At 52.9% G+C, this 12,370-nt stretch carries 16 protein-coding genes and 1 pseudogene; 8 read left to right on the top strand and 9 right to left on the bottom strand.

Translation table 11 applies throughout. The features are described from left to right. Positions 1–211, bottom strand: a pseudogene (locus AC0QHF_RS01360) (hypothetical protein); the annotation flags it as partial. Between the two features lie 80 nt (positions 212–291). Between AC0QHF_RS01360 and AC0QHF_RS01355 the strand changes: the two are divergent. After that, positions 292–1,884 (top strand): hypothetical protein, encoded by a 1,593-nt coding sequence (locus AC0QHF_RS01355; protein WP_324702389.1) that lies wholly within the window; start codon positions 292–294, stop codon positions 1,882–1,884. Positions 1,885–2,116: 232 nt separating this feature from the next. Here AC0QHF_RS01355 and AC0QHF_RS01350 read toward each other — a convergent pair whose 3' ends face one another. Then, positions 2,117–2,491: a hypothetical protein gene (locus AC0QHF_RS01350; protein ID WP_324702388.1), complete on the bottom strand. Its 375-nt coding sequence runs from the start codon at positions 2,489–2,491 to the stop codon at positions 2,117–2,119. 71 nt (positions 2,492–2,562) lie between these two features. On the opposite strand from AC0QHF_RS01350, the gene AC0QHF_RS01345 reads away from it, so the two are divergent. Both AC0QHF_RS01345 and AC0QHF_RS01340 read left to right on the top strand, forming a co-directional pair. Further along, complete coding sequence (locus AC0QHF_RS01345; RefSeq protein ID WP_324702387.1) at positions 2,563–2,799, top strand: hypothetical protein; 237 nt, start codon at positions 2,563–2,565, stop codon at positions 2,797–2,799. Next, complete coding sequence (locus AC0QHF_RS01340) at positions 2,796–3,056, top strand: type II toxin-antitoxin system RelE family toxin (protein WP_324702386.1); 261 nt, start codon at positions 2,796–2,798, stop codon at positions 3,054–3,056. The genes AC0QHF_RS01345 and AC0QHF_RS01340 overlap by 4 nt, the downstream gene beginning before the upstream one ends. Here AC0QHF_RS01340 and AC0QHF_RS01335 read toward each other — a convergent pair. The 7 genes from AC0QHF_RS01335 to sufR all read right to left on the bottom strand — a co-directional run bounded on the left by AC0QHF_RS01335 (position 3,053) and on the right by sufR (position 6,596). Next, positions 3,053–3,253 (bottom strand): hypothetical protein, encoded by a 201-nt coding sequence (locus tag AC0QHF_RS01335; protein WP_324702385.1) that lies wholly within the window; start codon positions 3,251–3,253, stop codon positions 3,053–3,055. The genes AC0QHF_RS01340 and AC0QHF_RS01335 overlap by 4 nt on opposite strands. 81 nt (positions 3,254–3,334) lie before the next feature. Beyond that, positions 3,335–3,919: a class I SAM-dependent DNA methyltransferase gene (locus tag AC0QHF_RS01330; RefSeq protein ID WP_324702384.1), complete on the bottom strand. Its 585-nt coding sequence runs from the start codon at positions 3,917–3,919 to the stop codon at positions 3,335–3,337. 237 nt (positions 3,920–4,156) lie between these two features. After that, positions 4,157–4,453 carry a hypothetical protein gene (locus AC0QHF_RS01325; RefSeq protein ID WP_324702383.1) on the bottom strand — a complete coding sequence of 99 codons (297 nt, stop codon included), beginning with the start codon at positions 4,451–4,453 and terminating at the stop codon, positions 4,157–4,159. 87 nt (positions 4,454–4,540) lie between these two features. Beyond that, positions 4,541–4,840 carry a type I restriction-modification enzyme R subunit C-terminal domain-containing protein gene (locus AC0QHF_RS01320; RefSeq protein WP_324702382.1) on the bottom strand — a complete coding sequence of 100 codons (300 nt, stop codon included), beginning with the start codon at positions 4,838–4,840 and terminating at the stop codon, positions 4,541–4,543. A gap of 6 nt (positions 4,841–4,846) precedes the next feature. Further along, a complete protein-coding gene (locus AC0QHF_RS01315; protein ID WP_324702381.1) occupies positions 4,847–5,410 on the bottom strand; it encodes a hypothetical protein in 564 nt (187 codons plus the stop codon). Positions 5,411–5,431: 21 nt separating this feature from the next. Further along, positions 5,432–5,839, bottom strand: a complete 408-nt coding sequence (locus AC0QHF_RS01310; protein ID WP_324702380.1) for a hypothetical protein — start codon at positions 5,837–5,839, stop codon at positions 5,432–5,434. Between the two features lie 100 nt (positions 5,840–5,939). Beyond that, entirely contained in the window at positions 5,940–6,596 is a 657-nt protein-coding gene (sufR, locus tag AC0QHF_RS01305) for an iron-sulfur cluster biosynthesis transcriptional regulator SufR (RefSeq protein ID WP_324702379.1), read from the bottom strand. 192 nt (positions 6,597–6,788) lie between these two features. Here sufR and sufB point away from each other — a divergent pair, with 192 nt between their 5' ends. The 5 genes from sufB (at position 6,789) to AC0QHF_RS01280 (ending at position 12,247) form a co-directional block, all read left to right on the top strand. Further along, on the top strand, positions 6,789–8,225 hold the full coding sequence (gene sufB, locus AC0QHF_RS01300) for a Fe-S cluster assembly protein SufB (protein ID WP_324702378.1): 1,437 nt from the start codon (positions 6,789–6,791) through the stop codon (positions 8,223–8,225). Beyond that, positions 8,218–8,655 carry a hypothetical protein gene (locus AC0QHF_RS01295; protein WP_324702377.1) on the top strand — a complete coding sequence of 146 codons (438 nt, stop codon included), beginning with the start codon at positions 8,218–8,220 and terminating at the stop codon, positions 8,653–8,655. The genes sufB and AC0QHF_RS01295 overlap by 8 nt, the downstream gene beginning before the upstream one ends. Positions 8,656–8,745: 90 nt before the next feature. Continuing rightward, positions 8,746–9,528, top strand: a complete 783-nt coding sequence (gene sufC, locus AC0QHF_RS01290) for a Fe-S cluster assembly ATPase SufC (RefSeq protein ID WP_324702376.1) — start codon at positions 8,746–8,748, stop codon at positions 9,526–9,528. 3 nt (positions 9,529–9,531) lie between these two features. After that, positions 9,532–10,908: a Fe-S cluster assembly protein SufD gene (sufD, locus tag AC0QHF_RS01285; RefSeq protein ID WP_324702375.1), complete on the top strand. Its 1,377-nt coding sequence runs from the start codon at positions 9,532–9,534 to the stop codon at positions 10,906–10,908. 79 nt (positions 10,909–10,987) lie between these two features. Beyond that, entirely contained in the window at positions 10,988–12,247 is a 1,260-nt protein-coding gene (locus AC0QHF_RS01280) for a SufS family cysteine desulfurase (protein WP_324702374.1), read from the top strand. Positions 12,248–12,370: the final 123 nt, after the last annotated feature.

The following is a 12,370-nucleotide window of genomic DNA, read 5'->3' as shown; positions in this document are numbered from 1 at the left end:
CTCCCCCCTTATCTCCCCCCTTACAAAGGGGGGTTGGGGGGGATGGGGGCGGGGGGGGGATCGAAGGGGGATAATGGTGGATCATCCGAATCTCAAACGGCCCCGACCATTCCCGAAAAAAACTCGGGCCGGCAGTTTGCCGCAGTTGAAATATGTTGTGAACGTCGTTTAGATTGGTGATGGCTTTGGTGACACCGACGGTTTGAGACATGGCAAAATTGCGATCGCGTCCCGTTATTTTAGCGGCGATCGTCCGCTAGAATGTGGGTTCAGTTCATTCAGCCATCTATCGTGAGCCGAGATCTGTTCGCCGCCGAAGCCCTGGGGCAAATCCCCAAAATCCTGACGTTGCTCGATCGCAACCCCCACAGCCCCAGCTACGGCTGTTTCGATCGCAATTTTTGGCATTACAAAATTATCGATTTCCCCAGCGGCATGGCCCAGGAGTTCGTCTGGCCCCTCGCCCTCGCCCACGAAACCGACATTCCCGACAACCCCTACCACAAAAACCCGGCGATTCGGGAGTGGGTGGAAGCCGGGATTTCCTTCGCGGCCCGCAGTGCCCACCCGGACGGGTCCTGCGACGACTATTTCCCCTACGAACGGGCCGCCGGGGCGTCGGCCTTTTCCCTGTTAGCCTGCGTGGAGAGTTATCGCCTGCTGGGGTTGGTGGACTACGAGGCTTTGAAATTTTTGGAACGGCGGGCCAACTGGCTGGCGAACCACTACGAAAGCGGCCGGCTGGCCAACCACGAAGCGTTGATTATCCTCGGGTTGGAACGGCTGGGGCAACTGCTGCAAACCTCCAAATGGCGGCGGATACAGGCCGCCAGACTCGATCGCCTCCTGAGTTGGCAGAGTGAGGAGGGCTGGTTTCGGGAGTACGAGGGCTGCGATCCGGGCTATCATACTTTAACGCTGTCCTGTCTGGCCGAACTCGACCGCCTCAAACCCGACGATCGCCTCAAAACCGCGATCGCCAAGGGGGTGGAACTCGCCGGCCATTTTATCCACCCGGACGGGACCTATGGCGGCGAATACGGCAGTCGCAACACCTACAATTTCTTCCCCCACGGCTTTGAATTGGCGGGCCAGTGGCTCCCCGACGCCCTCCGCATCAACGACCAATTTTTAAAGGGGTTAAAAAACGGCCTGGCGCCCTGCTACGCCGACGACCACATCATCGGACATCATACCTGGAATTATCTGTTGGCTTGGCGGGATTTCGCGGGCGATCGGCCCCAACCGATGCCCCGGGACGTGGCGAGTATTTGGCTCAAGGAAGCGAAGATTTTGATCAAGCGGCGGCCGGGGACGGAACTGTACGTCGGGTTGAACAAAGGCGGCGTTTTCAAGTTATTTCGGGATGACAAATTGGTGATTTCCGACACCAACATTTCCCTGCAAGTTCGCCAGGGCAAGAAAATCCGCAACGCCGTCAGCCATTTGATCGGGCCGGCGACGGTGACGGTGGAACAGGACGAAATCTCCATCGAGGGGCAGTTGGGATGGGCGAAACAAACCCAGATGTCGCCCTTGAAGTTGATTGTATTGCGGGTGGTGATGTTGACGTTCGGCCGCTTTTTTCCCAATTTAATTCGCAAGTTATTGCAAAAGATGTTGATTGTCGGAAAGCAGGATGCCCCGTTTCAGTTTCGGCGGCGGTTCCGGTGGGAGGATAATCAGTGGCAGGTGACGGACGAGTTGTTGGCGCCTTCTTGGCGGGGGGTCATCGCGGCGGGAATCGGGGCGTCTCAGACGTCGATTTATGTGGTGATGAGTCGCACGTTTCAGGCGGGACAGTTGGAGCCCTGGCTGGATTTGACGGCGGATATTAAGAAGTTGACGCCGGGTAAGTCGTTGAGGGTCGAGCGGTTTTTTTAAGCCACGATACTGGCGCCCAAACCCCCAATTCTGGGGGCTTTGAGAGGAGAGGGGGAGATTTGAACCACAGAGGCACAGAGAACACGGAGGGGGTTTTGATCTGAGTTTGTATTGATCGATTATATCAGATGCGGTTTTCTAACCGGACAATCTTTCCAATCATCTGAATATGATTTGAGTAGGGGCGCAAGGCTTGCGCCCTTGGGAGTTGATTCCCAAGTGGTCTGGCGATTCAAACGGATTTGATGTTATAACGAATATCTTTTAAATCATGGTTTTCTGAGGCGGTGTAACCGTAATGAATTTTAATTGATATATTGTTCAATTTGATCCATTCCCAACTATCCGGCAACTCATAAGGAATCTCATCCGGCGTAATATCCGGCAACGGCTTCGACTTCTTAATCTTCCCTTCTTTAACCAAGCGTTTCTTTTCCGCCTCAATCTCCTTTAAAAGCTCCCTCGCCGGCTGTTCGGTGGGCTCTTGCGGTACGAGTTGCCCCCGCATTGCCAAAGACAAAATCAACTCCCGCAACCGTTCCACCCCATCCGGCGCCGCAAACGCCACATCAAAATACTTATCCAACAACACCGCAGCATCCACCATCGCAACCAGACCCTAACTTCATGCTAAAATTATCCTCAAACCATCATACCTCAATTTCCCCCTTTAATCCTATGGAAACCTCCAAAACCCCCATCGAATCCCCACCCCAATACCTCACCGATGCCGAAGGCAATAAAATAGCGGTTGTCCTACAACTGCAAACCTATCAGCAACTCCTCGACGAACTCGACGAACTCCGCTGCCAGCAAGGTTATCAACAGGCGATCGAGGAAACCGAAGCCGAAATCCAATCGGGAGATTACCTCACCCTCGATCAATATCTCAATCTTGATGAAAAAAAAGCATGACTTATCAGATTCGCATCCCCAAAGCGGTGCAAAAGCAACTGCAAAAAATTCCCGATCCTAACAAACAAAGGATCATTGAAAACCTGTTGCAGATGCGAGAAGATCCCCGGCTCGGCAATGCAATCAAAATGAAAAATAGCCAAGGCTACCGTTTGCGAATTGGAGACTATCGAATTTTGTACGACATTGATGATGCCAACCAAATCGTAACAATACGCCGTATTGCCCACCGTCGAGAGGTTTATCGCCAACCCTAATTTTCCAACGCCTCCATCAACTCCGATTTCAGGGCATCCTGTACCGCCTTCACCTCCTCGGAGATCGCCAAAAACTCCGCCATCAACTCCGCCGGATCGCCGTGATCCACCTCAACTTCGTGGGGATTCTTGCAATCCAAATTGTAATTTCGCTCCACAATTTCCCCCGCCGAAACTTTCCAGGCGTGCTCGTTCACCTCCCGGTTATTCCACCATTTCTTTTCGCGATCGAACTCTCGAATCGTCAGCGGTTTGGAACGGGAATAGGACTTGTAACCCTAGGGCGGATTGGTGAGGATTGCGTCCACCCGCTCCGACGGTTTATAATCCCTGAGCGGGCGGCTCAAGGTATTGTCGCGGCGGACATTCGTCGGCACGTCGATACCGTGCAACATCATGTTCGTCATCGCCAACAGATGGGGTAGGGGTTTTTTCTCAACTCCGCGTACCGTCGCCTCGATCGCCAGGCGATCGTCCGGCGTTTTCACCTGTTTGTTTAAATGCTCGATCGCACAGGTCAAAAAACCCCCCGTTCCGCAGGCCGGATCGAGCAAACTTTCCCCCAATTTTGGATCGAGAATATCGACAATAAACTGCGTCACGGCCCGGGGCGTGTAATATTCCCCCGCATTCCCCGCCGACTGCAAGTCCGCCAAAATCTTCTCGTAAATATCGTTAAATAAATGGCGATCTTCGGGGGACTGGTAGTCATCGAGGGTCAATTCCCACTCCTGTTCCTTATCGTCCAAAATCTTCAAAAACAGCAACCAAACCAACTGTCCGATCCGCTGGGCGTCGCCGTCCACGCCGACATCCTTCCCCATGATGTCCTGAATGCTTTTCACCAGAGTCGCGATCGCCATTTCACTCAAACCTCGAACTACCGCAACCCCATTTTACGACAAATTGACCCCGCCCCCTAACTCCCCATTTCTCCATCTTCCCAAGTCTGCCAGTCCAATCCCTCAATCCTTCCCAAATCGCGATCGCGGGAGACCACCGTCAACCCCTTCACCATCCCCGTCGCCGCAATTAAAATATCCTCATGCTAAAGAAATGATATTCGTGTCCAATAAATAACTCATGTATTCAAGATTTTCTTAGGTTCGTTGAATGGCTTCATCAAAAATGGCGAGTTGTTCCGGACTCAAATCGTCTAAAAAGCCCGAAAAAGCTTCGACTGACATGATACCGCTACAACGTTCCTTCAAATCATCATCCGCGATCGCTGCAAACTCTTCGGGACTCAACGTTTTTTGAATCACCCGAGTTAATTCTGTAATTACGTCTTGAGCGTTCAATTTCTCTCGAAACCAGTCTCGCTCCTCCATCAAAGCTGCAACGACGGGTTCGATTCTCGCAACGATATTTTTTGTATAAGTTTCAGTTGACAACATCAATTAATTCCTCCAAACCATTCTTTTTTATTATTTTAGCACGACCTCACCCTATTTTTCTCATGCTCCCAAGTATGTCATGATTATTTATCGATTCTCGATCGCCGCCATAAGTTCTTCAATATACTTCTGCAATAACGCCTCCAAAACCTTCCGCGCCGGTTCCCCGTACTTCGTGAAATAATCCCGTTTTTTCACTTCCCGCACCCGTTCCCGCCGCGTCAGCGGGGGGACATCCCAAACGATATGACAGATCAAATCGAAGGGATCGCAATCCCGCCCCACTTCTTTCGCCAATAAGTCGAAAAAGACCCCCACTTTTGCCAATTCTTCCACCACCGCCTGTTTCTTGTCCGCATCACTCCACCGCCGCAAAAAATAATCCAAAGAGGCCTACTCCTGATTGACCGCTTTGCGGGTATAATCCTTGAGGGATTCCGTCACCAATTTGCCGTCCGCGTCGTAATATTGAACCCGTTCCGAGGCGACTTTCACCTCAACGTCCGCCACCACATACCGCTTCACTTTGAACTCGTCCGACTGGCCCCAATCTCCCCAATCCTGTTTTTCTGCAAGGCGATCGCTCCGACTCGATTCGTCCCCTTCAGGATATTTTAAACCCTCCGTTTCCGCCTCCAAATTGTCCGGCGGCACGGGCGATTCGTCCCCCTGCGGTTCGTAAATCTGCACCGGATCGCCATCAAAATCCGGATCGGCGAACAATTCCGTCGCCTTTTTAAAGTCCATGATAGTAAAGAAAAACTTATCGAAATCTTCGTTAATTCGAGTTCCCCGGCCGATAATCAGCATTTCCGGCGAGGGCATCTCATCAAATTCGATTTCTTTTTCCAGGATGCCATCGGTGTTAATTTTATTGTGAAACAGGAGGCGATCGCCGTTGGAACTGAACGCGAAGGGTACTTGCAATAATTCGGCGTACCCCAGCGCCTGCTGCATCCCATCCCCCACCCCGATTTTCTACAAATCTAAAAACGCCGCGTCGTTCCCCTTTTCGCGCCGGATTTTTCCATCCTTCTCGAACCAACCGACCACCTGTTCCACCGTCAATTCTTCCACGGGAGTTTCCAATTCCTTGGAAATTTGATTCAGGGGTTTCATCGACGAGATCACCAGGCGGCTGAAAAATACCTCGAAACTCTCGTCGATTTCCAGTTGGTGGCGGATTTTTTCGTCCTGTTTGATCCACCCGATCACCTGTTCCGGGGTGATGTCGGCGATCGCGCAATTCTTCTCCTCGGCAATCTGTTGCAGGCAGCGGAGGGCGTAAATCGCGAGGCGGGTCGAAAATTTCTCTTTGGAAGACAACAGCGCTGCATCGACTTTGATCGCCTCCTCCGGCGTCAGAAATTCCATATTCGGTTCCATCGATTTCGCCTCAACATTTAACATTCCATTTGCGTAGAACAAGCTTCCAGCTTGTCGGCCTATTCAAAACACAGGCCAGATGCCCGTGCTACGGATTCGATCAATGACTCGTGATCAAATAGCCGCAGCGATGTTCGCCATTAACCAGCCAGTGCGTCCGTTCCACGGTACAATCGAACAGGACTGCCCCGAACATTTCCAGTTCGTGGCCGCAGACACTCGGAAAAGACTCGGCGACATTGGAGATGGCGCAGTTGTGTTCCGTCAGGATGTAGCGTTCTGCCGTGCCGGATTCGTCTTGGGCGTCCACCGCATACCACTCGGCCATATATCCTTCCGCTTTGCGAATTTCCACCAATTTTGCCACCCGATCGCGCACTGAACCTGTTCCCACCCGCTTGCGATACTCCATCGCCTTTCTCTGCCACTGTTTGTGCAGGATCTCGCTCACCTGTTCCGCTCCGACGGTTTCCGCCAGGGTGTCCAGGAAAGAAAGCGCAAATTCATCGTAACTGCTCGGAAAGCGATCGCGCCCCATACTCGTCAGCGTATAAATATGTTGGGGGCGTCCCATCCCCAACTGTACCGACTCGTAACCGATCAGTCCCTCCGCTTCCAGATCCTTGAGGTGGCGCCGGGTCGCCTGGGGGCTGATCGCCAGGGCCTCAGCCAGTTCGTGAGCCGTCGCCTGACCCCGCTTGAGGAGGTGCTTGAGAATGTCCTGCTTGGTGGAATGCTGCTGGGTCGTGGTCATCATCTTTACAAAAATTAAAATATTTTGACTTTGACAATACACTTGTTGCTAATGTAACTTAAAATAGACTTAAGTAACAAATCTGTTGTTTAAGTCCCCCATCCCCCGGCCCCCGATCTGCCGTCCTTTGAACCTCCGATCCCGGAACATCGGACTGACAACGAAACGAACACGAGAGAACACAAACTTAAACTTATGAGTGCTTCAGTCAAAACCCTAGTCAATCAACCCTACAAATACGGCTTCGTCACCGATATCGAGTCCGACACGATCGCACGCGGGCTCAGTGAAGAGGTCGTGCGGCTGATCTCGGCCAAAAAGAACGAGCCGGAATTCATGCTCAACTTCCGCCTCAGAGCCTACGAAAAATGGCTGAAGATGAGCGAGCCCACCTGGCCCCACGTCAACTATCCCCCCATCGACTACCAAAACATCATCTACTACTCCGCCCCCAAAGTCGAGAAGAAAAAGGGCAGTTTGGATGAAGTCGATCCCACCCTGCTGGATACGTTTGAAAAACTGGGCATCCCCCTCTCCGAACAGAAGCGGCTGGCTAACGTGGCCGTCGATGCCGTCTTCGACAGCGTGTCCATCGCCACCACCTTCAAAGAAAAACTCGCCGAAGAGGGGGTCATCTTCTGTTCCATCTCCGAAGCGGTGGAAGAGCACCCCGAACTGATCGAGAAATACCTCGGCAGCGTGGTTCCCGTGGGCGACAACTACTTCGCCGCCCTCAACTCCGCCGTGTTCAGCGACGGGTCCTTCGTCTACATTCCCAAAGGCGTCAAATGCCCGATGGATTTGTCTACCTATTTCCGAATCAATAACGGCGAGTCGGGGCAGTTTGAACGGACTTTAATTGTCGCCGAAGAAGGCAGTTCCGTCACCTATTTGGAAGGCTGCACCGCCCCGATGTTCGACACCAACCAACTGCACGCGGCGGTGGTGGAATTGGTGGCTTTAGACAATGCCGAAATTCAATATTCCACCGTCCAGAACTGGTTCGCGGGGGACGAAAACGGCAAGGGTGGCATTTACAACTTCGTCACCAAACGGGGACTCTGTAAAGGCATCAACTCCAAGATTTCCTGGACTCAGGTGGAGACGGGTTCAGCGATTACTTGGAAATATCCCAGTTGCGTTTTGGTCGGGGATAATTCCGTCGGGGAATTTTACTCCGTCGCCCTCACCAATAACAGCCAGCAGGCCGACACCGGGACGAAAATGGTCCACATCGGCAAAAACACCCGCAGCACGATTATTTCCAAGGGAATTTCGGCGGGGAAATCGGCCAACAGCTATCGCGGTTTGGTGAAAATGGGACCGAAAGCGGCGGGCGCCCGTAACTATTCCCAGTGTGATTCCATGCTGATCGGCGATCGCGCCCAGGCTAACACCTTCCCCTACATCCAGGCGGAAAATAGCACCGCCAAAGTGGAGCACGAAGCCTCGACTTCCAAAATTGGAGAAGATCAGCTATTCTACTTCACCCAGCGCGGCATTTCCGAGGAAGACGCCGTGTCCATGATTATCAGCGGTTTCTGTAAGGATGTGTTCAACAAACTGCCGATGGAATTCGCGGCGGAGGCGGACAAATTGCTGAGTCTGAAACTGGAGGGAACCGTTGGCTAAGGGGTTCCGGCGGATCGGATTTTTGCTGGGCGGTTTGGCAGTGGTCTGGCTATTGCGATTAACCGCCCCCGGCATCGCCCAAGAACCCCCGGATTTCTACCCCGGTTCCTGGCCCGATCGCAACGGCGACTATCCCATCCGCCAGCAGTATCACGGCACTTGGAAAGTCGTCGATCCAGACCCGAACGGGTTGAACTGTCGGGGGAATATTCCCCCTTTTCGTCGGAGTCGAGATATCGTCACCACCTTTCCCACGGGCACGTTAATCAACGCCGTGAAACGCGATCGGGGAGTCTTTGAAATTGGCGACAGTCCCCGGGGTGAACCGTGGCTGCGGGTGCAGTTATTTACCCCGGAAGATCTCGATCCCGCCTGCTGGGTGAGGGCGAACCGCCGTTATGTGATCCCCGTCCGGTGTGAAGAGTTGTAATCGTCTCCGCGTAGCACAGGCATCCTGCCTGTTTTCACAAGCTAGAAGCTTGTTCTACGAAGACTATCAAAAGTAACTGAGAGGTAAGTAATGCTCAAAGAAAATAGCGAAGTGATTCTGTCCGTCAAAAATTTGACGGCTACCGTCGATGGCAACCCGATTTTAAAAGGATTCAACCTGGAAATCAAAGCCGGGGAAATCCACGCGATCATGGGTCAAAATGGCTCCGGAAAAAGTACCTTTTCCAAACTTCTTGCTGGACATCCCGCCTATGAAGTGACGGGGGGCGAAATCAGCTTTTTGGGACAAAATATCCTAGAGATGGAAGCCGACGAACGGGCGTTAGCCGGACTGTTTTTGGCGTTCCAATATCCCATCGAAATTCCCGGCGTCAGCAATATGGATTTTCTGCGGGTGGCTTACAACGCCAAGCGGAAACATCAGGGATTGGAAGAATTGGACGTGTTTGACTTTGACGATCTGATCCACGAAAAGTTGGAGGTCGTCAAAATGAAGCCCGAATTTTTGGAAAGAAGCGTCAACCAGGGTTTCTCCGGCGGGGAGAAAAAGCGCAACGAAATTTTGCAGATGGCGTTGCTGGAACCCAAATTGGCAATTTTGGACGAAACCGATTCCGGCTTGGATATCGACGCTTTGAAAATTGTCGCCAACGGCGTAAATCAGTTGGCGAATGAAAATAATTCGATGTTGGTGATCACCCACTATCAGCGGTTGTTGAATTATATCGTCCCCGACTACGTTCACGTCATGGCCGACGGCCGGATTATCAAAACCGGCAGCAAGGATCTCGCCCTGGAATTGGAAGAACAGGGCTATGATGATGTAATTGCAGCGGCGACTGCGGGGGTGTAATTAATGGTTCAAGTTAAAGAAAAACCGGAAGTTTCCTATTTGAGTCGGCTACTCGATCGCGTCACGACTTCTCTCCCAGTTCCGGCGGCTTTTCCCCTGGAACGGGCGATCGCCGAACAGTTGCAGCAGGTGCGGGATAATGCGGCGAGTTGGGTGCGGGAATTGGCGATTCCCACCCGGCGGAATGAAGATTGGCGATTTACCGATCTGGCACCTTTATTAGAATTGCAATTCGAGGCAGCATCGGCGGTGGAACTGCCCATCGATGCGATCGCGCCTTTGCTGTTGGCGGAGGCGGAAGAAACGCGCCTGGTGTTCGTCAACGGCCACTTCGCCCCGGAACTTTCCGACCTGCAAAAACTGCCCACGGGGGTATTTGTCGGGACTCTGGGACAGCTATCGGAACCCTACCGCGATCGCCTGGGGGACTACATCGCCCAACAACCGGACAGCAAGGAAGTTTTCACCGCTTTGAATACCTCCTCCCTGGCCGATGCGGCGGTGGTTTGGGTCGCCAAAAATCAGGCGATCGAAACTCCCATCCACCTATTATTTATCTCCCTAAATGGAGAAACTTCCGTCACCAGTCAGCCCCGCGCTTTAGTGGTTGCCGAACCGAACAGCAAGGCGACGCTGGTGGAACATTACGCCACCGCCGACATTTTAGGCTGTTCCGATCGCCCCGCGAAAACCGCCTATTTCACCAACGCCGTCACCGAAATTTGGGTAGGCGAAAATGCGGAAATTAACCATACCCGAATGCAGCGGGATAATGGGTCGGCTTTCCACATCGGACGCAGCGCCATTTCCCAGGCCCGCAACAGTCGCTATACCTGCAATGCCATCAGTTTGGGGGCGAAACTCTCCCGCCACACCCTCGACGTTTACCAGACCGGAGAGGGCACGGAAACCCACCTGAACGGGTTGACGCTGATCGGCCGCGAACAGGTGTCGGACACCCACAGCGCGGTGTTTTTGAACCATCCCCACGGCGCGATCGACCAGTTGCACAAAACCATTATCGACGATCGCGCCCACGCCATTTTTAACGGTCGCATCGTCGTCCCCCAGATGGCACAAATGACCGACGCGGCTCAACTCAACCGCAATTTGTTGCTATCTCCGAAGGCGCGGGTGAATACCAAACCCCAGTTGGAAATTGTCGCCGATAACGTCAAATGCGCCCACGGCGCCACCGTCAGCCAACTGGAGGCGGACGAGATTTTTTACCTGCGGAGTCGGGGACTCGACGAAACCACCAGCCGTAACCTATTAATTGATGCTTTTGCAGCAGAAATTTTGGATCGGTTGCCGTTGGTTTCCCTGCGACACATCCTCGCCCGATGCGTGGCCTGTCGCACCGAAGAACACGAGTTCTAAATGGATGGCGCAACTCGTCGGGGTTGCGCCCCGCTTTCCCCTTTATGAAAACTGCACTAAACGTAAGGAATTAGAGGAAATGACACTGATTCAAGAAAGAACATTGGGCGAAAAGGTGCGGCGAGATTTCCCGATTTTGCACCAGGAAATCAACGAACATCCCCTGGTGTATCTGGATAACGCAGCCACATCTCAAAAACCCCGGGCGGTTTTGGATGCGATTCAAAACTATTACCAAAAATACAATTCCAACGTCCACCGGGGCATCCACACCTTGAGTGCCAAAGCGACGGACGAATACGAGGGGGCGCGACAAAAAGTCGTCCGGTTCGTCAACGCGGATTCTTATCAGGAAATCATCTACACCCGCAACGCCAGCGAAGCGATCAATTTGGTCGCCTATTCCTGGGGATTGGAACACCTGCAAGCCGGGGACGAAATCATCCTGACGGTGATGGAACACCACAGCAACTTGGTGCCCTGGCAGATGGTGGCGAAAAAGACGGGGGCTGTCATCAAATATGTGGGATTGACGGACTCCCAGGAATTCGATTTGGAACAGTTCAAATCCCTGATCTGCGATCGCACCAAGTTAGTTTCCGTCGTCCACGTTTCCAACGTTTTGGGCTGCATCAATCCCGTCGAAGAAATTACCGCGATCGCCCACGAACACGGCGCGAAAGTATTAATCGATGCCTGCCAAAGTTTACCACATATGCCGGTGGATGTCAAGGCGATCGGCTGCGATTGGCTGGTGGGTTCGGGACACAAAATGTGCGCCCCCACCGGCATCGGATTCCTGTACGGAAAGCGGGAAGTTTTGGAGTCGATGTCGCCATTTTTGGGCGGCGGCGAGATGATCGGCGAAGTGTCTTTGGAGGGGTTCACCTGCGGGGAACTGCCCCACAAATTTGAAGCCGGAACTCCGGCTATCGGAGAAGCGATCGCCCTCGGCGCGGCGGTGGATTATTTGATGGGAATCGGCATGGACAAAATCCACGCCTACGAAGCGGAACTCACCGCCTATTTGTTCGACAAATTAAAGGATATTCCCGAGGTGAAAATCTACGGCCCCAAACCCGATTCCGAGGGCGAAGGACGGGCGGGACTGGCGTCATTTTCCGCCGGAAATATCCACGCCAACGACCTCTCAACGATGCTGAACGATGCGGGTGTCGCCATCCGTTCCGGACACCACTGCACCCAACCGTTGCACCACTATTTGGACGTGAATTCAACGGCCCGGGCGAGTTGCTATTTCTACAATACCCGCGAGGATATCGATGCCTTCGCGGCAGCGTTGAAGGATGCGATCGCATTTTTCAAGCAGTTTGAATAAGTCATTTTGTAGGGGCGCAAGGCTTGCGCCCTTTTTGGGTACGAGCAACCGCTTGGGAATCAATTCCCAAGCTAATAGCTCAAATCATCTGAAGATGATTGGGGAGGTTTAGGAGGGGATAAC

The organism is Lyngbya sp. CCY1209 (genome assembly GCF_055795065.1).
The sequence above is the reverse complement of the archived record's forward strand: the minus strand, read 5'-3'. Positions and strand labels throughout refer to the sequence as shown.